Origin of the sequence: Moraxella sp. CTOTU46711 (assembly GCF_031975715.1) — a bacterium.
Lineage (GTDB): Bacteria > Pseudomonadota > Gammaproteobacteria > Pseudomonadales > Moraxellaceae > Faucicola.
This window is the reverse complement of the sequence record NZ_DALYMP010000002.1, coordinates 243,451-264,850: the sequence shown is the minus strand read 5'-3', so window position 1 is coordinate 264,850 and position 21,400 is coordinate 243,451. Positions and strand designations below refer to the sequence as shown.

At 44.9% G+C, this 21,400-nt stretch carries 21 protein-coding genes; 10 read left to right on the top strand and 11 right to left on the bottom strand.

Going from position 1 to position 21,400, the window contains the following annotated elements; genetic code table 11:
- Positions 1-57: 57 nt before the first annotated feature.
- Entirely contained in the window at positions 58-1,236 is a 1,179-nt protein-coding gene (locus RTJ53_RS05025) for a sensor histidine kinase (protein WP_312276114.1), read from the bottom strand.
- A gap of 81 nt (positions 1,237-1,317) precedes the next feature.
- Here RTJ53_RS05025 and argH point away from each other — a divergent pair, with 81 nt between their 5' ends.
- The 4 genes from argH to RTJ53_RS05005 are packed head-to-tail and all read left to right on the top strand — an operon-like array spanning position 1,318 to position 4,689.
- A complete protein-coding gene (argH, locus tag RTJ53_RS05020) occupies positions 1,318-2,694 on the top strand; it encodes an argininosuccinate lyase (RefSeq protein WP_178097440.1) in 1,377 nt (458 codons plus the stop codon).
- 1 nt (position 2,695) lies between these two features.
- Positions 2,696-3,040, top strand: coding sequence for a gamma-glutamylcyclotransferase family protein (locus tag RTJ53_RS05015; protein WP_312276113.1), 345 nt, complete (start codon positions 2,696-2,698; stop codon positions 3,038-3,040).
- A 21-nt stretch (positions 3,041-3,061) separates the two neighbouring features.
- The gene (locus RTJ53_RS05010; protein ID WP_007115982.1) at positions 3,062-3,349 is read left to right on the top strand and encodes an oxidative damage protection protein; all 288 of its coding nucleotides are present in this window, start codon (positions 3,062-3,064) and stop codon (positions 3,347-3,349) included.
- 41 nt (positions 3,350-3,390) lie between these two features.
- Positions 3,391-4,689 carry an MFS transporter gene (locus RTJ53_RS05005; RefSeq protein ID WP_312276112.1) on the top strand — a complete coding sequence of 433 codons (1,299 nt, stop codon included), beginning with the start codon at positions 3,391-3,393 and terminating at the stop codon, positions 4,687-4,689.
- Positions 4,690-4,837: 148 nt separating this feature from the next.
- Here RTJ53_RS05005 and rplS read toward each other — a convergent pair whose 3' ends face one another.
- From rplS to nhaD, 5 genes are all read right to left on the bottom strand, one after another.
- Positions 4,838-5,218: a 50S ribosomal protein L19 gene (gene rplS / locus RTJ53_RS05000; protein WP_007115984.1), complete on the bottom strand. Its 381-nt coding sequence runs from the start codon at positions 5,216-5,218 to the stop codon at positions 4,838-4,840.
- A gap of 124 nt (positions 5,219-5,342) precedes the next feature.
- Positions 5,343-6,113 carry a tRNA (guanosine(37)-N1)-methyltransferase TrmD gene (gene trmD / locus RTJ53_RS04995; protein ID WP_312276111.1) on the bottom strand — a complete coding sequence of 257 codons (771 nt, stop codon included), beginning with the start codon at positions 6,111-6,113 and terminating at the stop codon, positions 5,343-5,345.
- Positions 6,114-6,254: 141 nt separating this feature from the next.
- Positions 6,255-6,812, bottom strand: a complete 558-nt coding sequence (rimM, locus tag RTJ53_RS04990; RefSeq protein WP_312276110.1) for a ribosome maturation factor RimM — start codon at positions 6,810-6,812, stop codon at positions 6,255-6,257.
- A gap of 34 nt (positions 6,813-6,846) precedes the next feature.
- Complete coding sequence (rpsP, locus tag RTJ53_RS04985; protein WP_128681602.1) at positions 6,847-7,104, bottom strand: 30S ribosomal protein S16; 258 nt, start codon at positions 7,102-7,104, stop codon at positions 6,847-6,849.
- Between the two features lie 329 nt (positions 7,105-7,433).
- Positions 7,434-8,897 (bottom strand): sodium:proton antiporter NhaD, encoded by a 1,464-nt coding sequence (nhaD, locus tag RTJ53_RS04980; RefSeq protein ID WP_312276109.1) that lies wholly within the window; start codon positions 8,895-8,897, stop codon positions 7,434-7,436.
- Between the two features lie 146 nt (positions 8,898-9,043).
- Between nhaD and hisA the strand changes: the two genes are divergently transcribed.
- On the top strand, positions 9,044-9,793 hold the full coding sequence (gene hisA, locus RTJ53_RS04975) for a 1-(5-phosphoribosyl)-5-[(5-phosphoribosylamino)methylideneamino]imidazole-4-carboxamide isomerase (RefSeq protein WP_312276108.1): 750 nt from the start codon (positions 9,044-9,046) through the stop codon (positions 9,791-9,793).
- A gap of 7 nt (positions 9,794-9,800) precedes the next feature.
- On the opposite strand, the gene RTJ53_RS04970 is transcribed toward hisA, so the two are convergent.
- The 5 genes from RTJ53_RS04970 to RTJ53_RS04950 form a co-directional block, all read right to left on the bottom strand.
- On the bottom strand, positions 9,801-10,418 hold the full coding sequence (locus tag RTJ53_RS04970) for an alpha-ketoglutarate-dependent dioxygenase AlkB family protein (RefSeq protein WP_312276107.1): 618 nt from the start codon (positions 10,416-10,418) through the stop codon (positions 9,801-9,803).
- Between the two features lies 1 nt (position 10,419).
- Positions 10,420-11,304 (bottom strand): alpha/beta fold hydrolase, encoded by an 885-nt coding sequence (locus RTJ53_RS04965; RefSeq protein ID WP_312276106.1) that lies wholly within the window; start codon positions 11,302-11,304, stop codon positions 10,420-10,422.
- A gap of 171 nt (positions 11,305-11,475) precedes the next feature.
- The gene (locus tag RTJ53_RS04960) at positions 11,476-13,341 is read right to left on the bottom strand and encodes an ABC transporter ATP-binding protein (RefSeq protein ID WP_312276105.1); all 1,866 of its coding nucleotides are present in this window, start codon (positions 13,339-13,341) and stop codon (positions 11,476-11,478) included.
- A gap of 382 nt (positions 13,342-13,723) precedes the next feature.
- Positions 13,724-14,530: a DODA-type extradiol aromatic ring-opening family dioxygenase gene (locus tag RTJ53_RS04955; protein WP_312276104.1), complete on the bottom strand. Its 807-nt coding sequence runs from the start codon at positions 14,528-14,530 to the stop codon at positions 13,724-13,726.
- 53 nt (positions 14,531-14,583) lie between these two features.
- The gene (locus RTJ53_RS04950; protein WP_312276103.1) at positions 14,584-14,988 is read right to left on the bottom strand and encodes a DoxX family protein; all 405 of its coding nucleotides are present in this window, start codon (positions 14,986-14,988) and stop codon (positions 14,584-14,586) included.
- 180 nt (positions 14,989-15,168) lie between these two features.
- On the opposite strand from RTJ53_RS04950, the gene RTJ53_RS04945 reads away from it, so the two are divergent.
- From RTJ53_RS04945 to RTJ53_RS04925, 5 genes are all read left to right on the top strand, one after another.
- The gene (locus RTJ53_RS04945) at positions 15,169-16,017 is read left to right on the top strand and encodes a LysR family transcriptional regulator (protein ID WP_312276102.1); all 849 of its coding nucleotides are present in this window, start codon (positions 15,169-15,171) and stop codon (positions 16,015-16,017) included.
- A gap of 507 nt (positions 16,018-16,524) precedes the next feature.
- The gene (locus tag RTJ53_RS04940; protein WP_312276101.1) at positions 16,525-18,675 is read left to right on the top strand and encodes a circularly permuted type 2 ATP-grasp protein; all 2,151 of its coding nucleotides are present in this window, start codon (positions 16,525-16,527) and stop codon (positions 18,673-18,675) included.
- Between the two features lie 60 nt (positions 18,676-18,735).
- Positions 18,736-19,587: a transglutaminase family protein gene (locus tag RTJ53_RS04935; protein ID WP_312276100.1), complete on the top strand. Its 852-nt coding sequence runs from the start codon at positions 18,736-18,738 to the stop codon at positions 19,585-19,587.
- 59 nt (positions 19,588-19,646) lie between these two features.
- Positions 19,647-20,384, top strand: a complete 738-nt coding sequence (locus tag RTJ53_RS04930; RefSeq protein ID WP_312276099.1) for a proteasome-type protease — start codon at positions 19,647-19,649, stop codon at positions 20,382-20,384.
- A gap of 303 nt (positions 20,385-20,687) precedes the next feature.
- Positions 20,688-21,344, top strand: coding sequence for a trimeric intracellular cation channel family protein (locus RTJ53_RS04925; protein WP_312276098.1), 657 nt, complete (start codon positions 20,688-20,690; stop codon positions 21,342-21,344).
- Positions 21,345-21,400: the final 56 nt, after the last annotated feature.

Sequence of the window (21,400 nt, the reverse complement as noted above, 5' to 3'; positions counted from 1 at the left end):
ATGCCGCGTCAGATTGGTGACTTTTTTATGCCAATTCCGACTAACAAAATGACTGGGCTAAAAAGCCGCGACATCTTTGAGAGGATAGCGAATTTGAGTCACTAATAAATGTCCAGATAATTCAAAGTGAATGCTGGCTTCATTACCAAAGTACTGACGTAAAATTGCCAGTTGACTGTTAAACTGCAGTTTTTGGTGAATATCGTGACAAATCAGCTGATACGTCGTGGCTGGCAGCTCAATTTCGATATCAATTTTGACAACATCATTTTGCCAATCGATACTGATAGTAATGTGAATGGGGTCGGTGCTGTTTTCAACAATCAGTACGATCAGTTTTTCAATCACCATTTGCAGCGACAGCGAGGTAATCACCATATCATAGAGCAAATCTTCATCGGGCAACTGCCAAGTTACTTTCAGCTTTTTATCAAAACGGTATTTTTCGATGCTCAAATAGCTTTCGCATAGCTCCATCTCATCAAGGAGCGCAATCTCACGCGTTTCATCAAAGCTCACCCGATACAGATTTGAGATATGACGAATCATTCTCTCTGCTTCATACGGATCGGTTTCTATCAAGTACTGCATAGTATTGAGTAAATTAAAGAAAAAATGCGGGGTAATACGCGCCTTTAACTGCTCGTTTTGTTCGATGAGTTTTTGTTGGGTACGCAGTTCAACGCGGCGAATATTTTGGTACTGTATCTCAAAATAAGTGAGCAGCACCGCTATCATCAAAAAAGCAAACAAAGTATTCGCAATGGTTTCTAGTATCAGCGCATTTAAACTGACTTCATAGCCGAGCGTAAAGAATAAAATCAACCGACCTAGCAAGCTCAGTACCGGCACAATAATAAACGAAGTCGATAGCAGATAGGCGGTAATTTGTTTTGAACGCCAATTAAATTCTTTGAATTTTTTGGCAGAATTCGCCACAAAAACCATTTCACCCGTCACAGTTAAGATAGTAATCACCACCGTTTCAATGCTATGGCGGATAATCAAACTGATATCATTGGTAAAAGTTAAATAGGTTAAAATCGAAACCAGTGAAAAAAACGCGATATAGCTTGCCCACAGTTTAATGGTCTGTTTTTCGCTCAGATTGGGCAGGAAAAAAGTGCTCGTCAGCGGCTCTTTAATCCGCTTGAGTGAAATTTGTGAGGTATCCTCAGTTTTTGCTATACTAGCCCTAGATTTTGCAGAGGGAATTAGCAGCTCTAGCAATCTCATTGTCTTTATTCCTTTCAAACTTACACAAAAAATGGACGTATTATGAGCAATCAAATTTCCGCTGATTCTAGCACATCTAGTATGTGGGGTGGACGTTTTAGCGAAGCCACCGACAGTTTTGTCGCTGAATTTACCGCGTCTGTCGGATTTGACCAACGTTTTGCCAATCAAGACATCGCAGGCTCGATTGCTCATGCCACCATGCTTGCCAAAGCGGGGATTATTACCGAGGCGGACAAAGACCAAATCGTTGGCGGTTTGACCCAAATCAAACAAGAAATCGCCGATGGCAAATTTGTGTGGTCGGTGGCGCTTGAAGACGTGCACATGAATGTGGAATCTCGTCTGACCGCTATTATTGGTGATGTCGGCAAAAAACTGCATACGGGACGTAGCCGTAATGACCAAGTCGCAACCGATATTCGTTTATATCTGCGTGACCAAACCGATATTATTTTAGGATTGTTAAAACGTCTACAAACGGGCTTACTTGATTTGGCAAGCCAGCATACCGACACTATCATGCCAGGCTTTACCCATCTGCAGACCGCGCAGCCTGTCAGTTTTGGTCATCATGTGATGGCATGGTTTGAGATGCTAATGCGTGATAGCGAGCGCTTGATTGATGGTCGAAAACGTATCAACCAAATGCCCCTAGGCGCCGCAGCGCTGGCAGGTACGACTTATCCGATTGAGCGGGAATTTACTGCCGAGCTTTTGGGTTTTGAAGGGATTTGTCAAAACTCACTAGATGCCGTATCCGACCGTGATTTTGCCATTGAATTTGCCAGTAGCGCAAGCCTGTTAATGATGCACTTGTCACGTATGAGTGAAGAAATCATCTTGTGGATGTCAGCGCAATTTGGGTTTGTGGTCGTCCCCGATCGTTTTTGCACAGGCTCATCGATTATGCCACAAAAGAAAAATCCCGATGTGCCAGAGCTGGTACGAGGTAAAGCTGCACGCGTATTTGGCGATATGATTACCCTATTGACCTTGATGAAAAACCAACCGCTGGCTTACAACAAAGATAACCAAGAAGATAAAGAGCCGTTATTTGACGTGGTAGATACTTTAACAGGCTCACTCCTTGCATTTGCTGATATGCTGCCAAACTTGATTCCAAACAAAGAAAATATGCGTGCCGCGACCATGAAAGGGTATGCGACCGCCACCGATTTGGCGGATTATCTAGTGCGTAAAGGCTTAGCCTTCCGCGACGCGCATGAAGTAGTGGGTAAAGCAGTAGCGTTAGGTGTGCAAAAAGGCGTAGATTTGAGTGAATTATCGCTCGATGAGCTTCAAGGCTTTAGTGATTTGATTGGTGAGGATGTATTTGAATATCTGACCCTTGAAGGCTCGCTCAATGCCCGTAACCACATCGGCGGTACAGCGCCTAATCAAGTCAAAATGGCGATTGAACGTGGGCGTCAGCGTATCGAACAATTAGGTCATTAATATGCCAAAACTGTTCTCGTATGGCACATTACAACAAGAAAATGTACAGCTTGCCACCTTTGGGCGTACACTGGTGGGTAGTAAAGACCAGCTCATTGGCTACCAGTTGGGTGAAATCGAAATCACCGATGAAGATGTGCTCGCCAAAAGTGGCAAACGTTTTCATCCGATACTACTTAAAACCAATAACCCAGCTGATAAAGTGGCAGGTGTGATTTTTGACATTACCGATGATGAGCTTGCCCAAGCCGACCGTTACGAAGTCGATGCCTACGCACGAGTGGAAGGTCACTTTGACAGTGGCGCTACGGCGTGGATTTACGCCGATGCAAGCGACACAGACTAGCAACTATTAAAAGGATAACAAATGGAAACTTATAACCCCGCTGACCACATGGTCATGTGCCGTAAATACAAACAAAAGCTACCCAAAATGCCAAAACCGCCGTTTCCTAATAAGCTTGGCGAAGAATTGCAAAACACCGTGTCTGCCAAAGCGTGGAACGAATGGCTAGAGCACCAAACCATGCTCATCAATGAAAATCACTTAAGTATGATTGACCCAGAAGCCAAAAAATTTATTACCGAGCAGCGCAATAAATTTTTGGATAATGAAGACTACGAACGCCCCAAAGGCTGGACAGCGCAAAAATAACCTTTAGCATGTATTCAACAAGTCTTTGACAAGGATTTTCAATGTCTCAATCGATTGAAACTATTGACCAAAAAACACGATTAAAATCTATTTTAGGCGGTTCAGCGGGTAACATGGTCGAATGGTACGACTGGTATGCGTATGCAGCTTTTACCTTATATTTTGCCCCTGTATTTTTTCCAAAAGGCAACCAAACCGCTCAATTGCTGAGTGCCGCAGCGATTTTTGCGGTGGGTTTTGTCATGCGACCGATTGGTGCATGGATAATGGGCGTTTATGCGGACAAGAAAGGTCGTAAAGCAGGTCTTACACTATCGGTAACATTAATGTGCTTAGGCTCACTGATGATTGCAGTGACACCTGGTTATGACAGTATTGGAATTTTTGCCCCAATTATGTTGGTGACTGCTCGTTTAATTCAAGGTATCAGCGTAGGCGGTGAATATGGGGCAAGTGCCACTTACCTCAGCGAGATGGCGGGTAAAGACAAGCGCGGATTTTTTTCCAGTTTTCAATATGTTACGCTGATTTCTGGGCAGTTAATTGCGCTAGTGCTTCTGATTATTCTACAGCAAGTTTTAACCCCTGCTGAGCTCAAAGCTTGGGGCTGGCGGATTCCGTTTGTCATTGGGGCTTTGTTGGCGTTTTTTGTATTTTATATTCGCCGTGGCTTGCTTGAGACAGAATCCTTTAATAAAGTTGATACCAGTAGTTCGCAAAAAAAATCCGGCGCATTGGCTTTATTTAAAGAACACCCCAAAGCGGCATTTACTGTCATTGGATTGACGGCAGGCGGTACGTTGGCATTTTATGCTTACACCACTTATTTGCAAAAATTCTTGGTCAATACGTCAGGGTTTAGTAAAGAGTCAGCCACCCAAATCACCGCTATTGCGTTATTTATTTTTATGCTCTTGCAACCTGTCGCTGGGGCATTATCCGATAGAATCGGGCGTAAACCGCTGATGATAGGATTTGGTGTGATGGGGGTGTTATTTACTTACTTTATTTTTAGCACCTTGGCAGGCACGACAGACCCGTGGATGGCGTTTGCGTTATGTTTGTTTGGTTTGATAATTGTCACAGGCTATACGTCAATTAATGCGGTCGTTAAAGCTGAAATGTTCCCTGCGCATATTCGTGCGTTGGGCGTGGCGTTACCCTATGCCATTGCTAATACTTTGTTTGGCGGTACAGCCGAGTATGTGGCACTATCCTTCAAGCAAGCAGGTCATGAAGAATGGTTTTTCTTGTATGTGACGATTATGATTGGGATTTCATTGATTGTTTATGCACGTATGAAAGATACCAAAGAGCATAGCTTAATTAATCATGACTAGCCCACCAATAAACGGATAACGGATAAAGTTAGCCAACAAAAAACCCCAAATAGATTTATTTGGGGTTTTTGCTTTTTTGGTGTTGATTAAACCCTGACAATCAAAGTTTAACCCATTTAGGCAGATAATAAATAACGCAGTTAAAGCCTTAAGCTTGCGCTTCTTCTTTACGCACTGACAGTTTTTCACGGATACGTGCTGATTTACCAGAACGGTCACGTAGGTAGTAAAGTTTGGCACGGCGTACATCACCACGACGTTTTACTTCAATTTTTGCAATTTGTGGTGAATGGGTTTGGAACGCACGTTCAACACCTACACCGCTAGAGATTTTACGTACGGTAAACGCAGAGTTTAAGCCGCGGTTACGTTTAGCGATAACAACACCTTCAAATGCTTGTAGACGCTCACGGTCGCCTTCACGCACTTTTACTTGTACGACAACAGTGTCACCAGGACCAAAACTTGGTACGTCTTGCTTAAGCTGGCTATTTTCGATTTGTTGAACCAAAGGATGTTTGTTACTCATGAGATTTTCTCCTCTCACTGGGGACAGAGGCTAAGCTGACTAAAGTTAGTTGGCGTCAGCAAATGCGCATACTCCCCGCTAATTTTATGTGCCTTGATAGCAATCGACACGATTAGGGCATCCGTCAAGTGGATGAATCTGGGTTGCTGTCTTTAGCAGATTGCGCTGCTTCTGTCAGCCATTTTTGTTGCTGTTTGGTTGGCACAAAGGCTTGCCACAAATCAGGACGTCTTAACTGGGTGCGTGTTGCCTGCTGAATAAATCGCCACTTGGCGACATTGGCATGATGTCCTGACAACAGCACGTCAGGCACTTTGATGCCTTGAAATTCAGTCGGTTTGGTATACTGTGGACAATCGAGCAAACCATCCACGAAGGAGTCTTGCTGCGCCGATAAATCATCGCCCATCACATTGGGCAATCGGCGTATCACACTATCCATCAACACCATCGCGGGCAATTCGCCGCCTGTCAGCACGTAATCACCAATTGAGCACTCGATATCGACATACTGACTCAGTAGTCTTTCATCGATGCCTTCATAACGACCGCATAATAAAATCAAGCCGTCATATTGGCAAAAATCAAGCACTCTGCTTTCGCTCAGTGTCTTGCCTTGTGGCGATAAATACACCACAGGACAGCTTTTACCACGCGCATTGGCTTGCGTTTTGGCGTAGTCGATGGCTTTTTGTAACGGCTCTGCCATCATCACCATGCCAGGACCCCCACCAAACGGACGCTCATCGATACGACGATAATTGTCTGTGGTAAAGTCTCTTGGGTTAATCAGCAAGATTTCCGCTTGCTTGCGAGCCAGCGCCCGCCCAGTGATGCCAAAATCAGTAATACTAGCAAACATTTCGGGCAAAATGGTTATTACCGCAAAAAACATACGCTACACTCACTCTAGCTTGGCATTAACAACGCCTTGTTGATTGACAAACTCACATCGAATAAATGCTAGGCACTCATCAAGGATAAATACGCAAATGTTAATCATCAATGCTAGTTATCAACGTTTAATAATCACTGTTTAATAATCACTGCCCCAATCAACCATCAGGGTTTGCTTGGTTAAATTCACCTCGCCAATGGTCTGTTTGTGCCAAGGAATCAGTCGTTCTTCGCCATCCACACTATCAGCAGTCGGCTCGACTACCATAATGGCATGGGCCCCTGTTTCAAACAGCTCTTTTACACGTCCTAAAATGACATTTTCTGACTGGCTAATCACCGTCAAACCAATCAAATCTGACCAATAATATTCGTCTTCTGCAAGCTCAGACAGATTGTCTTTTTCTGCCCAAAGGCTCACGCCAAACATAGTTTCTGCGATATTGCGGTCGGGTACTTCGTTAAGTTGTACCACGTAGCCTTTACCTTGTTGTCGCCAGTTTTTTACCGTTAAGGTCTTTTGACCCATGGCAGTATTGATGACCCAAGGCTGCATATGAAATATCGCTTCACGGTCTTCAGTAAAGCTAAATACCCATAACCAGCCATGAATGCCATAAGGCTTTTTTAGCTCGCCGATTTTAAACAGCGATGCGTTAGCCTCATTGGTATGCAAGTCTGTCGGTTGTTTTGCCATATTAAAGTCCGCTGTACTTAATTTTTATAAAAAATTAAGCAGTTGCTTGTGCTTTGCTAGCTGCTTTAAATAAAGCGGCAACACGGTCAGAAGGTTGTGCGCCTTTGTTGATCCATGCTTGGTAAGCGTCAGCGTTGATGCGTACTGGCACTTCTTGACCTTGCGCTAGTGGGTTAAAGAACCCGATGTTTTCGATGTAACGACCGTCACGGGCATTGCGTGAGTCGGTTACCACGATTTGATAAAATGGGCGTTTTTTCGCACCACCGCGTTGTAAACGGATAACTACCATAATGTTCTCTCTGTGAATGCAATCAATTGAATCTAGTTCAGTGGTTAGAGCCTAAAAGACCCAAACAATTGAAAAAACGGCATAAATACAGTTTTAGCAAAGTTTAGGTACACCAAAAAGGGCAATAGTTTAGCATATTTTTATCAAAATCAATAGCTTTTTGGGGTAAATTTTGACTTTTTATATTTAGCGCAAGTTTAATCACATTGAAGCGATGCCATTGCTCACCAGTCCATAAAACTCCATAAAACCAGTGCATAAAAAAAGGCGCTTATTTGCGCCTTGTTTAATGATTGAATAGCCTATTATGTCAATAGCCAATTATCGTATTATCGAATCATGGTTTCAATCAGCACATACACCCCTGCCCCGACCAGATAGCCTATCAGTGCAAGCCAAGTGATTTTTTTCATGTACCACATAAACGGGATTTTCTCCATACCCATCGCAGCCACGCCCGCGGCTGAGCCGATAATCAAACAGCTACCGCCTGTCCCCGCACAATAAGCCAAAAACTCCCAAAACATGCCATCTTGACGAAACAGCTCAAGGCGCGCTGCCTCACCTGCCGCCGCTTGCGCGATACTGGCATCGGTGGTCAGCGGATACATATTCATTGCCCCTGCCACCAGTGGCACGTTGTCCACGATTGAGGATAACAAGCCAATCATGACATTGATGACATATACATTCCCAAAAGTGGCATCCAACCATTTTGCTACGTCACCGAGTATGCCCGCAGTGGCAAGCGCCGCCACCGCCAATAAAATACCGAGAAAAAATAAAATACTGGGAATATCAATCCGGCTTAATACGCCTTCAACCCCTATACGCTCACGGATATAATTATCTTGGTGACGGTGCATGATTTCAGTGACCATCCACAGTACAGCCAAGCCAAACAACACGCCCACATAAGGGGGCAAATGGGTAATGGTTTTAAAAATTGGCACAAATGCCAATGCACCCAAGCCTAGCAGTAACACTGTCAGGCGCGTTTTATGACTGATGCTGTCTTGGGCGTTTGATTTGATGGTAGCACGTAGGCTTTCGATACGCTGCTCTATAGGCATACTAGCCAATTCACTGTCAGATTCTTGTCCGCTTGGCAGTACAGGCGCGGTCACGGTTTGCCCCTTTAGCTGCATCATCACCAAACCCATGGGGATTAACGTACATACGATACTTGGGATAAACACATTTGCCATAATGCCCGTTGCGGTAATTTGCCCGCCAATCCATAGCATGGTGGTAGTGACATCACCCACAGGTGACCAAGCGCCGCCGGCATTTGCCGCAATCACAATAAGACCTGCAAAATACCATCGCATTTTTTGGTCATCGATGATTTTTGACACCAGTGATACCATCACAATGGTGGTGGTTAAATTGTCGAGTAACGATGAGAGAAAAAAGGTGATAATCGTAATAATGGCGAGTAACTTACTGGCATTTTTGGTATGGATTTTATCGGTAATCACTCGAAAGCCATCATGCGCATCAATCAGTTCAACAATCGCCATCGCCCCCATCAAGAAGAACAAAATCTCGGCGATTTCTGCCAAATGCTCACGTAACTGCTCACCGACAAAATGCAAAGAATCTTGATGATTGGCAAGACTGGCGGTCACCGAATGGTTAGCAACAAGCGTATCGATACCAAAGGTCAGCAGTACCCATAACGCAATCGCAGTCAGTAGTGCGCTGGCAGCTTTGTTGACATGGATGTTGTGCTCAAAGGCAATCGCCATATACCCTAATATAAAAATCCCTGCTATCACCACGTATAACATTTTCCTTCCCCTGTTATGCTAATACCCACATGCAAAATATCTTAACCTTATTTGGCATTATACGGTAAAATTATCGCCAAATTCTAGCGACACGCATTTTGACCAACCTAGCTCACCTTTGCGCCAACTGACAACAGGACACCCCCATGACGACGTTATCAACTACGCCCACTTTAATTATCCCTGCCATTGACCTAAAAGACGGCAAATGTGTCCGCCTAAAACAAGGGCGTATGGAAGACGATACCGTATTTAGTGACGACCCTGTCGCAATGGCAAGCCGCTGGGTAAAAGAAGGCGCTCGACGCCTGCATTTGGTGGATTTAAACGGCGCTTTCGATGGCGTACCGGTGCATAAAGACGTCGTCACCGCGATTGCTAAAGCCTACCCAAATTTACCCATTCAACTCGGTGGCGGTATCCGTAGCCTTGACACCATCCGTCATTATCTAGAAGCGGGTTTGACCTATATTATTATCGGTACCAAAGCAGTCGAACAACCTGAATTTGTTGAAAAAGCGTGTCAAGAATTTGCCGGTCATATCATTGTAGGTATTGATGCCAAAGATGGTATGGTAGCGACGCATGGCTGGGCAAATGTGACCGATGTCAAAGCGGTGGATTTGGCAAAACGCTTTGCCGATGCAGGCGTATCTTCTATCGTCTATACTGATATTGCGCGTGATGGCATGATGCAAGGCGTCAATGTCGAGCAAACGGTCAACTTGGCAAAAGAAGGTGGTATTCCGGTGATTGCCTCAGGTGGGGTGACGGATTTACAAGACATCGAAAATCTAAAACCCTACAGTGATTATCTTGAAGGTATCATCACAGGGCGTGCCATTTATGAAGGTACCCTCGATATTGCTGCGGCGCAGGCGCTTCTCGATAGCTAAATGATATTTAATTCGCTATATGACGGAAAGTCAGGTTAATTCTACCTTCCGTTACTTTTTTGGTTTTAGGCAGGCTGTGCAGCCAATGACGTTGGGTTTGGCCGCGCATGACAATTAGCTGTCCATTTTGCAAGGGAATCTCGACTTTTTCCTTGGTGATGCGGTGCTTGAATACAAATTTACGGGTTGCCCCTAACGAGACAGACGCGATAATGGGTTCATTGCCCAGTTCGCTTTCATTATCGGCATGGTAGCCCATACCATCATCGCCTGTGGGGTAATAATTAAACAAACAGGCGTTAAAATTTGCACTCATATGTTGCTCAGCCAGTAGCAATTCTATGTGCTGTTTTAATGCCCAAACATCCGCTGTCCAAGGCGTTGCCGTCTTGCGTTGTCCAGAATAGTGATAGTCGTTTTCACTCATCCACACGATTTGGCGGTGGGTGACATGGGTTTTGCCAAAAATTGTGACAACGTCATGCTGCCAAGGTAACTGCGTTAAAAAATGCCGATAAAGCGCATTGGGCTCATCAGCGGGGCTGTCAAAAACCTGCCCAAAATCATTGACAATGCCATCGTATGGCAATAAATTCTCATTGGGATTGGCGGCAAATAATGTCATGTTAGCTTGTCAACTTCAGCTTTTGAAAAATGAGCTTAGCGCATAGTTCTGGTGCTTCAAGTGGCAGTAAATGTCCATAGTCATTGAGCACCGTCATTTGCTCATTGGGCACGAATTTATCCCACATTTGGCGAACTTGTTGACTGATAAACATCGACGGCTTACCGATGATTAACTGCACAGGCACTTTGTTGTCGGCAATAAGCTGTTGTAATGGGTTCATAATCAGTGGTGTACCAAAATAATTGGCGAGTTCTTGCTTGGGTGAAAAACGTAACGTGAGTTTACCCTGCTCACCTGCCTCTAAACTATTTTTGGCATAGGTTAAAAGGTGTTCATCACTGATACGTTTGTACGCTTTATGACGGCGAAGAAATTGATAATACGCATCCACACTTTGCCAGTCGGCTTGTTTGACTTGGGTGCTTTTAAAGGGTTCTCGGGTCATTTTCACCATGCGTGGCACCAGGCTATAAAGCTTGCCTTGCTGGTTGGTAAAGGTGACAGGCTCAAGCAAATAAAGCGCGCTAAACAAATCTGGGCGTTTGGCAGCCGCCATGGTGGTGGCAGTTGCCCCTTGTGAATGCCCGATACCGATGACGGGCTTGCCGTCTCGCTCTGCTAGGGTGGCTTGCAAGAACTCAATCAAGATATCGGCGTCTTGTTCCCGCGTCAACGCGGTTTCGGTCGGTTTATCGTACCATTCACCCCGCATGGTTAGCGCGGTGATGTTAAGATGTTGCGATAAATCGTTCAAGAGTGGCTCATAGACGCCTAAGGCAAAGCCGTTACCGCCGTAAAAATGGGCAGTCTGGCTGGCGGTGGGGTTTTTAATGTTATAGTATTTCGCGTTTTTGCCATTTAGATTGATGCGTTGTTCTTCCATGCCAATTGTCCTAATTAATCACTTTTTTAGCCACTTTTTAGTGACTAAAAGGTGACTTGGTTAGTTGATTATAAGACCCAGTGAAAAGTTATGGCTACCCCTTTTGTGACTTGGCATTCACCCTTGCCGTTGGGTGTTATTAAATCTAGCGTAAGTTAGCACTGTCTTTATTTAATCATCTTCGCCAAGAAAACCGCCGCTTTGTCTTGCCCATAATTTGGCATACACACCATTTTGAGCCAATAGCTGGGCATGGCTACCTTGCTCGACAATTTGCCCTCTATCCATCACCACCAATCTATCCATCGACGCAATTGTCGATAATCGGTGGGCAATCGCAATCACGGTCTTGCCTGCCATCATATCGTTAAGGCTGTCAGTGATAGCGTATTCCACTTCGCTATCGAGTGCTGAGGTCGCTTCATCGAGCAGCAAAATCGGGGCATTTTTGAGCATCACACGGGCAATGGCAATGCGCTGGCGTTGTCCGCCCGAGAGTTTGACCCCTCGTTCACCGACTTGGGTATCCAAGCCGACATTGCCTTTTGCATCACTTAAATGTTGGATGAACTCCCACGCATGCGCTTGTTTGGCGGCGCTGATGATTTGCTCATCGGTGGCATCTGGGCGACCATAGGCAATATTTTCTCGCACGGTGCGGTGTAGTAGTGAGGTGTCTTGAGTGACCATGCCAATTTGTTGGCGTAAGCTCTCTTGTGTGACATCGCTGATGTTTTGATTATCAATCAAAATCGCGCCACCATCGACATCATAAAAACGCAGTAGCAAATTCACCAAGGTTGATTTACCTGCGCCAGAGCGTCCCACTAGACCGATTTTTTCACCTGCTTTAATCTCAAGGTTAAAATCATCGAGTAGTTTTTGCTTGACATCGGCGTCATTGGTTTTATTTCCACTGCGACCATAATTAAAATCGACATGGCTAAAATTGATTTCGCCTTGCGTGATGAGTAAATCCCTAGCGTTCGGCTTATCTACCACGGTATGCGGTTTTGACAAGGTTTTCATGCCATCCTGCACGGTACCGATATTCTCAAACAATGCCGCCGTTTGCCACATTATCCAATGGGTCAAGCCGTTAAGACGCATCGCCATCGCAGTCGCTGCCGCAATCGCTCCTACGCTCAAGCCGTTGTAATACCACAGATACAAACCGAGGGCTACCGTAGTACCGACCAACACCACATTAATCAAATGATTGACCAGCTCAAGGCGGGACACCCAGCGCATTTGCTCATGCACCGTACCCAAAAACTGGCTCATCGCATCTTTGGCATAGGTCAGCTCACGGCGAGAGTGGCTAAATAATTTTACCGTCGTGATATTGGCATACGCATCCGTAATCCGCCCTGTCATCAAGGCACGCGCATCGGCTTGGCGACTGGCAGAGTTTTTAAGCTTGGGGATAAAATACGCCACGGTGGCAAAGAACATTACCATCCACAACAGAAATGGGATGAGTAACCAACCATCAAGGTGAAATAAAATAATGCCACTACTGACAAAATACACCAATACATACACCAGCATATCGGCAATGGTCATAATGGTATCGCGCACCGCAAGCGCGGTTTGCATCACCTTGGCAGACACCCGACCAGAAAACTCGTCTTGATAAAACTGCATGGATTGACCGAGCATTTGACGGTGAAAACGCCAACGCATCTGCATTGGGAACACGCCTTGTAAGGTCTGAAAATGAATCAGCGAACTTAAGCCTACCAAAATCGGGCTGACCACCAACACGGCCGCCATCATTAGCAAACTATCGCCTTTTTCTGCCCACAGATTAGCGGGCGTATAAGCACCTAGCCAGTTGACGATATCGCCAATCCACTTGTACAGTAGCGACTCATACACGCCTATCAAGCCTGTCAAGAACATGAAGGCAAAAATCCAACCGCGCAGACCCTTGGTACACGCCCACAGAAACTTCAAAAAATTATCCGTTGGTAGGTTGTAATTGTCTTCTGGATAGACTTCCAGACGATTTTCAAAAAAACGAAATAAACCCATAATTGATTATCAGTAGTTTAAAATTATCTGTGTTATTTTAGCAGATATTGAGGATTGATAGCAGGGTTGCTGACGGCTAGCTACAATCCTTTACATACAAGTAAACAATTTTGAACTTAATCCCTGAGTGGTAATTATCAAAACTTTTTTATCGCCATAAAAAAGCCATTATCCTAGAATAATGGCTTTTTATGAGGTTTGTTTAGCCGCTACAATATTGGGTAAAAGTGCAAAAATAAAGCAATACAAATGACATTCTTATGAAGCCTTATAAAGCTTGTACGATACATTTTTGCGCTAGATTTATTTTGCGATAGCTTCATTTTGCGATAAATTGATGATAAGGCAAATTTACTGCGGTTAATTCGCCTTTTTTTATCCACTAATCAAAGCGATAAATATCCATACCCAAATTGTAGTGAGCAAAGCTTTCATGCACCACCGACATCACATCCCCTGCACCACGTGCAAAAAATACAGGCAGTAAATGTTCGGGCGTTGGGTGATTGTGGCGCGCCAAGCTATGCGTCTGCCAATCAAACATCGTTTTGTCATTGGCTTTTAACTGATCTATTATCCAGTATTTAAAGGTTTTGGCTTGCGGCTCAATCTGTTGGCTGTTAAAACGCACATTGTATAAGTTATGAGTAATACTGCCCGATGCCACAATCAATACCCCTTGTTGCCGTAGCGGCGCAAACAACTGCCCAAGTTGATACAACTGACTGGGGCTAAACCCGTGTGGCAACGACACCTGCACGATTGGCACATCGGCATTGGGGTACATGTGTAGCAGCGGTGTCCAGACACCATGATCAAATGGTTGATTGTCGACCACTTTAACCGCCACTTGCATTTGCGCTAGCTGCTTAGCGATACTTTGCGCAGCGGCTGGATGACCGGCTGCGGGGTATTGGATTTCAAATAACGCTTTAGGAAAACCCCCAAAATCATGCAAAGTGCTGGGGGCTGGATTGGCGTTGATCAGCCACTCGCCACTTTCCCAGTGCGCCGACATGATGAGGATAAGCTTTGGCTTTGGTAAAGCTGCACCGAGCTGATGCAGCGCCTTAGTAAATGGCGTATCTTCGATCGCAATCGTCGGTGCCCCATGCGAGATAAATAAACTCGGCAGCGTTGGCTTGTCAATGCTTGCGCCGAATACATCAGTTAATGTTAAACCCTTCATGGCGACCTCCTATTGTTATCACCTAAGATTTTTATTACCTAAAATTTTATTAACTAGGCACTGACAGCTTGTCCGCGATTATCAATGGAGAAAGCACCCGCGCCTGCGACAGATAAGTATAAGAAAGCAAAGCTATACAGCACAGCGGCTTCCCCTTGGTTGAGCAACGGCAACCAAAAATTATCAATGCCCGCGTGCATCATAAAGTACGCCACTGCCATTTGACCTGACAGAATAAAAGCGACAGGACGCGTAAAGCACCCCAAAATCAGTAACACGCCACCGACCAATTCTAACACGCCTGCTAAACCCATCAGCGAAAACAATTGCAAGCCATCAAACATCGCCACATGCGGCACCCCAAATAATTTTGCCATACCATGTAGCATAAAGGTGTAGCCCAGTACGATGCGAAGCAAGCCAAGTACATAAGGTTGGTATCGAGAAAAATTGTTCATTGTTGTGTCCTATTATTCTAAAATTACGGTCATGAATATATGTGATGGCGCCATTATATTGATATCTTATTAAGAGAAAAACACATAAAATATTGATATATTATTTCTTATTAGTTGATAATTGAAATGACGCATTCAAGCGTTAATTCACTTGAAGCATTAACTCACTGAAGGATACACATGGATACGCTCAAAAGCTTGCAAGTGTTTCGCACCATCGTAGAAAAAGGCAGTTTTACCAAAGCCGCTGATGCACTCGATATGTCGCTTGCCATGACCAGCAAACACTTACAACACCTTGAAGCCTATGTGCAAGCCAAGCTGTTACATCGCAACAACCGTAATTTGAGCCTCACTGAAGTCGGTCAACAATACTATGCAGAAGCGGTACACGCCCTAGATATTTTGCAGCAGGCAAAAACCAAGGCACACGATGGCAGTGTATTGCCGGAAGGAAAACTGCGAATCATTGCACCGGTATGGTTTGCCACGCCCTATTTTGTCAATCTGCTTGCCAAATTCCAGCAAGATTACCCCAAAATTGAGCTAACGGTTGATTTGGAAAATCGCTTCACCGATTTGATTGCTGCAGGCTATGACCTAGCCCTGCGGGTGGTCAACACGCCACAAGATAATTTAATTGTCAAACCGCTCGGTAAAATAGATTTTTATTATGTCGCAAGTCCGCGTTTTCTTGCGCAGCACGAGCCGCCTACGTCTGCAGAGGCGCTCAGTGGCGTGCCAGGGATTTTACCCAACTATACGCACATGGCAACCACACTCAAACCCTATAACAGCAGTAATAACACCGTGATGATGGCACAGATGGCGCTAACAGGCATGGGCGCTGTGATATTGCCCGAATGGCTGATTGAGGATGAGATTGCGCAAGGACGACTGGTCAAATTGTTTGAGCAGCCATTTAGCAGCGTATCAATCTATGCGGTCTATATGAATCGAGCATTTTTAAATTTAAAAATACGCTTATTAATTGATTTTTTGGGGGAGAACTTAATAAAAAACGATTAGCCTGTTAACTGTTTCTATACTTTAAGTCACGAGCCTTAGCGTCGATTGGGCAACGAAGCCGGCATTCGACTAGTTCAGGTTGTTTGAATTGTACAAGTTGGGTATTGACTATTGCTATTAGTATGCGCATTATCTGATGATGTATTGCCATAATTTTTAATAAAAAAATTTTTCATATAACAACAATTTATTAGAAAAATATTCGTTTAATTTTTCACCAAAATATTTCTCTTGCATCAATTTGGTTCATGTCATGATTTTTATGCGCCTATGGCATAGATTTTTTGTTTTACACTGCACCAACTTCAATAATTCGATTAGTTTTGGTGCAAAATTGAGCGATTTTTAATCTATTTTTCAACTATTTAACTGCCTTTCGCTTTGTTTTTTTGGCATGAAACTTGATGAATTATTTAATAAGTTATTTATAGAATAATCTGTCAAGAAAATGTCTTCCATCGTGAGGCAAAAACTATTCTATCTTTTGTCATGAATAAGGAGCCAATAATGCCAATTGCCAAAGCATTTGATGAACTGCAACTCGCCGATGGGCAATATAGACATTCGGCACAACAGGTAGGTGCTTGGCTTCAAGAGATGAATTCAGACACGTTAATTAGTTTGAATAACCAAGCATCGGATATTTTTTATCGCCGCGGCGTGACCTTCACTGTGTATAGCGATGCCAGCAACATTGAGCGCATGATACCCTTTGATATCATCCCGCGCATCATTGACATCCAAGAATGGCAAGTGATGGAAAAAGGCTGCCAACAACGTATCCGCGCGCTCAATCAATTTATCCATGATATTTATCACGAACAGACGATTGTCAAAGAAGGCATTGTGCCAAGCGAGTTTGTCTTTAAAAACAGTGGCTACGAGCCGTGGATGCTGGGTATCAACTTGGATAAACCCGTTTATGCCCATATTAGCGGCATTGATTTGATTCGCGACCAGCACGGACAATATTGTGTGCTCGAGGACAACTTACGCACCCCTTCTGGCGTCTCTTATATGCTTGAGAGCCGCAACGTGTCGCAAACCCTACTGAGTAAACTCTACCAATCTCAGTCAGTGTTGCCGGTGGCGGACTATCCAAAACGGTTAAAGGCGTGTCTATCAAGCACCACCAACAAATACGACCCACAAATCGTGGTACTCACCCCAGGTCGTTTTAACAGTGCGTACTACGAACATGCGTTTTTGGCGCGTGAAATGAATGTGCCTTTGGTGCATGGCTATGATTTGATTGTAGAAAACAACCATGTCTATATCCAAGGGGTACGCGGCAAGGTACAAGTGGATGTGATTTATCGCCGTATTGACGACCCATTTTTGGACCCGTTGGCGTTTTTACCCGATTCAATCTTGGGGGTGTCAGGGCTGATGAGCGCTTATCGCGCAGGCAATGTGGTGATAACCAACGCCCCAGGCACAGGGATTGCTGACGATAAAAGCCTTTATCCGTTTGTACCCAAAATAATTGAGTATTATTTGGGTGAAAAACCGATTTTACCCAATGTGCAAACCTATCAATGCAGTGATGCCGATGAGTTGGCATATGTGCTCGACCATATGCCAGAGTTGGTGATTAAAGAAACGCAGGGCTCGGGGGGATATGGGATGCTAATAGGACCGACGTCAAGCAAAGAACAAATTGCCGCTTACCGCAAACGCTTACTAGACAATCCAGCAGGGTTTATCGCTCAGCCGACCATTAGCTTGTCCACCAACCCAACCGCGGTTGCCAGTGGCATCGCACCGCGCCATATTGATTTGCGTCCTTTTGTATTGTCACATGGTGACGGTACGGTGGATATTGTACCAGGCGGATTGACACGGGTGGCAATGACCGAAGGCTCATTGGTGGTCAACTCATCCCAAGGCGGTGGGGTAAAAGACACTTGGGTGGTCGATACCGTCAATGGCAAACTCAGCGGCAAACAAGGTACCGCTAATTTGGGCACCATTGAAACCAACCATGAACGAAAATCGCAATCATCGACTTTATTGGCGTATGAAAATATCAACCACAATCGCTTAATTTTACTGTTATCAACAGCGAGCTACTTAGTATGGCTAGGTCGATACAGTGAGCGCTTACGTTACTATGAACAAATCATTACACGGCTGTCAAATGACCAGTGCAGCCAAACAGACGTCGATGCAATCGTGCACAATCTTGGCTTGCCGATTTCAGCCGATGCCGATGCTCTATATGACTATCTTGCCAACAAAAAGGTGCCCGAAACCATTGGCTTTATCGAGCAAAATGTCCAAGACGTCAAAGGCGTTATTGGCAAAGATACGGCTGAACTTTATAACCTTATCAAACGGTTAGCCAATACGGGAGCGTATCGCGCTGCCAGCCTACAGCTATATGCCTGCAATGCGTCGATGCAGCAAGAAAACCCGATTGTGGTCACGTTTTGGCAACTCGGACAATGTTTTGAATCGCTGGACTGTCATATATTGATGAAAAAAGATTGCCGTGAGTGCGTGCAAAAACTTAAAGAAGTTGTTAATACCTTGCCAGAAAACACCCGCTGGCGTGAGCTGGATCGATTGGTCAATCAACTGTTAAAGTCTAATCAACCCAAAGATTTTCAGTCACTATCGGGCGCGTTTTCAAATATTTTACAGCAAGGTGTGTAAGCCAAATCTATTAGATGACTACCATCATTTTGACAAAAATAAGCAGTCAGTGAGAGTACAATGAGACTTATAATCAGCCACCAAACCAATTATTTTTATGAACAACTTGCCTTACGCAGTGTGCAATACATCCGCATGACGCCGATGACACTGCCCCACCAAACCATCCATAACTGGCAAGTGATGCTGCCTAAAGTCGCACAAATGCAAACGGATGGCTTTGGCAACCAATGGCTCACCCTAAGCCGTCATGAACCGCACAACAATTTGCAAATTCAAGCCTTTGGTGAAGTAGAAATTAACGCTGATACCTTATTTATCCCTGACAATCAGCTAGTGCCGTATCAGATTTTTGCCGTACCCACCAAGCTGACCCAATGCTCCGAAGCCATGCGTGAATTTGCCCATGACGCGCTTGAGCAGTTTTTGCAAAGTGAGGACATCGATGCCCAGTTAGCCATCCTCAAATCATTGGCAAAAGGCTTGCTCGATAAAATGCCCTATACCAAAAGCGTGACCCATGTCGGTACCACAGCAGAGCAAGCGTTTGCGATGGCGGCTGGCGTGTGCCAAGACCATACCCATGTATTTTTGGCACTGCTACGGGATAAAGGCATTGCAGCGCGCTATGTATCGGGTTATATTTATGAAGCGACCCAAGCGCATATGGCAAGCCATGCCTGGGCAGAGGTCTGGCTTGCGGGTAATTGGTACACCTTTGATATCTCTAACCAACATTTTACCCCCAACTCCCATGTCTACATCGCCTTTGGGCGTGACTATGCCGATGCGGCGCCAGTGCGCGGGGTGAGAACAGGGGGCGGTGACGAGCGACTTTATAGTCAAGTCATGGTATCTACAAGCCCCCAGTACATACCGCAGCTTAACGCGCAGTTTGCAGCGCAGCAGTAATTTGCCACTATTGATTCACCAATATTTGCTAAACCAATATTTGCTAAAAAGGAACAACCATGACCTATTGTGTGGGTATCAGACTCAAAGACGGGATGATTTTCGCCAGTGATACTCGCACAAACGCGGGCGTAGACCAAGTATCGATGTTTCGCAAAATGTACCAATACGGCATTGAAGGCGAGCGATTTTTGGTGCTACAGACCGCCGGCAACTTGGCGACGTCACAAGCGGTATTTACCAAATTGGATAACGCCATCAAACTTGCGCAAGAGCGTAATTTGCATACTGTCCCTACCCTGTATGATGCTGCGCAATTGGTGGGTGAATGCCTGCGAGAAACCACCATCCATGCCCAAACCATCGCACAAGAAACGGATACCAAGTTTAGAAGCAGTTTTATTTTGGGTGGGCAAATCAAGGGGCAATCCCCCGAAATTTATTTTATCTACCCTGAAGGCAATTGCATCAGAGCAACGACCGATACGCCTTTTTTCCAGTTAGGTGAAAGTAAATACGGCAAACCTATTTTAGACCGTTCCATGAATTATAATTCATCACTCAAATCAGCGATGCGAGCCATTCTGATTTCTTTTGATTCAACCATCCGCTCCAACCTATCCGTCGGTATGCCCATTGATGTGTTGGTCTATCACAATGACAGCCTACAGATGCCACAAGGGTATCGCATTGATGAAAACGATGAATACTTTGCCAACATCCGCCAGCACTGGTCAGATGGGCTGAGAAAAATTCTGGCTGAACTTGAAGACTCCCCCTTAAGCTATTGGCAATAGCAACTGTCACACAGTTAAAAATAAACCCACATCGAGCTATTTGGCAGGTTCTTCACTGTGTCCTCCCCTGTCGATTTATATCGTGCTTTTGGTTATGCCGTGCTTTTGGTTATAGCGTTTTTGGCATATACCGCTCTTGAGACATAATGTGCTCCCATCTATATCAACCTGTCTTAGGCAATTGAGTGGCTATAGTTCAATTGCCTTGCCATAGATAATGCAAATACTGTGGGTTTTTGCTAGGCGGTAATTTTGGTAGGTATGCTATGATGTGATTTTTTATGATTGTTTGGTTTTTATGCTATGCAGCTAACTGATTTGGCACCTTGGGGTGAATCACTCAGAATCGCCGTAGAAGTCATCGGCACGATTGCTTTTGCCTTGTCAGGTATCTTGGCAGGCGTGCGCAAACGTATGGATATGTTTGGGGTAGCGGTGCTGGGATTTTTATCGGCGTATGGGGGTGGTACGCTGCGTGATATTTTGCTAGAGCGGCGGCCGTTTTTTTGGGTGTCCCAAGAGCTGATGTTATGGCTGGTGTTTGCGCTTTGTATTGTGGTAATGCTAGTCAATAGCTGCCGCCCGTTTCGTATTACGCCTGCGGCGATTCAATTGGCAGATGCGTTAGGTTTGGGCTTGTTTGTCGCCTCTGGGGTACAAGCGTCACTGGCAAGCGGTATGCCGATGGCAGTGTCAGTCATCATGGGGATTATCACTGGGGTATTTGGCGGGGTGATGCGTGATATCGCCTGTGGTGAGATGCCCACCGCGTTTTTTGACCATCGTCCGTATGCCATGTGTGCCTTGGTTGGCGGCTGGGTGTATGCGATTTTGGCGGTTTACAGCTCGCTTGCCGCTTGGGTGATTATGTTTATCAGTACCATCACTACCACAGGGCTGCGTATTGCCGCACTGGCGTTTAATTATCATTTACCCGGTTGGAAAAAAAGCGCCTCTTAGCCAACAGATTGGGTAGTTAACAGATTAGTTAGCCATCAGACTTGGTAGCTATCAGA

What these genes read in the sequence shown, in the direction of transcription:
- RTJ53_RS05025 (WP_312276114.1), bottom strand. Translation starts at nt 1,236, where the DNA reads ATGAGATTGCTAGAGCTGCTAATTCCCTCTGCAAAATCTAGGGCTAGT.
- argH (WP_178097440.1), top strand. Translation starts at nt 1,318, where the DNA reads ATGTGGGGTGGACGTTTTAGCGAAGCCACCGACAGTTTTGTCGCTGAA.
- RTJ53_RS05015 (WP_312276113.1), top strand. Translation starts at nt 2,696, where the DNA reads ATGCCAAAACTGTTCTCGTATGGCACATTACAACAAGAAAATGTACAG.
- RTJ53_RS05010 (WP_007115982.1), top strand. Translation starts at nt 3,062, where the DNA reads ATGGAAACTTATAACCCCGCTGACCACATGGTCATGTGCCGTAAATAC.
- RTJ53_RS05005 (WP_312276112.1), top strand. Translation starts at nt 3,391, where the DNA reads ATGTCTCAATCGATTGAAACTATTGACCAAAAAACACGATTAAAATCT.
- rplS (WP_007115984.1), bottom strand. Translation starts at nt 5,218, where the DNA reads ATGAGTAACAAACATCCTTTGGTTCAACAAATCGAAAATAGCCAGCTT.
- trmD (WP_312276111.1), bottom strand. Translation starts at nt 6,113, where the DNA reads ATGTTTTTTGCGGTAATAACCATTTTGCCCGAAATGTTTGCTAGTATT.
- rimM (WP_312276110.1), bottom strand. Translation starts at nt 6,812, where the DNA reads ATGGCAAAACAACCGACAGACTTGCATACCAATGAGGCTAACGCATCG.
- rpsP (WP_128681602.1), bottom strand. Translation starts at nt 7,104, where the DNA reads ATGGTAGTTATCCGTTTACAACGCGGTGGTGCGAAAAAACGCCCATTT.
- nhaD (WP_312276109.1), bottom strand. Translation starts at nt 8,897, where the DNA reads ATGTTATACGTGGTGATAGCAGGGATTTTTATATTAGGGTATATGGCG.
- hisA (WP_312276108.1), top strand. Translation starts at nt 9,044, where the DNA reads ATGACGACGTTATCAACTACGCCCACTTTAATTATCCCTGCCATTGAC.
- RTJ53_RS04970 (WP_312276107.1), bottom strand. Translation starts at nt 10,418, where the DNA reads ATGACATTATTTGCCGCCAATCCCAATGAGAATTTATTGCCATACGAT.
- RTJ53_RS04965 (WP_312276106.1), bottom strand. Translation starts at nt 11,304, where the DNA reads ATGGAAGAACAACGCATCAATCTAAATGGCAAAAACGCGAAATACTAT.
- RTJ53_RS04960 (WP_312276105.1), bottom strand. Translation starts at nt 13,341, where the DNA reads ATGGGTTTATTTCGTTTTTTTGAAAATCGTCTGGAAGTCTATCCAGAA.
- RTJ53_RS04955 (WP_312276104.1), bottom strand. Translation starts at nt 14,530, where the DNA reads ATGAAGGGTTTAACATTAACTGATGTATTCGGCGCAAGCATTGACAAG.
- RTJ53_RS04950 (WP_312276103.1), bottom strand. Translation starts at nt 14,988, where the DNA reads ATGAACAATTTTTCTCGATACCAACCTTATGTACTTGGCTTGCTTCGC.
- RTJ53_RS04945 (WP_312276102.1), top strand. Translation starts at nt 15,169, where the DNA reads ATGGATACGCTCAAAAGCTTGCAAGTGTTTCGCACCATCGTAGAAAAA.
- RTJ53_RS04940 (WP_312276101.1), top strand. Translation starts at nt 16,525, where the DNA reads ATGCCAATTGCCAAAGCATTTGATGAACTGCAACTCGCCGATGGGCAA.
- RTJ53_RS04935 (WP_312276100.1), top strand. Translation starts at nt 18,736, where the DNA reads ATGAGACTTATAATCAGCCACCAAACCAATTATTTTTATGAACAACTT.
- RTJ53_RS04930 (WP_312276099.1), top strand. Translation starts at nt 19,647, where the DNA reads ATGACCTATTGTGTGGGTATCAGACTCAAAGACGGGATGATTTTCGCC.
- RTJ53_RS04925 (WP_312276098.1), top strand. Translation starts at nt 20,688, where the DNA reads ATGCAGCTAACTGATTTGGCACCTTGGGGTGAATCACTCAGAATCGCC.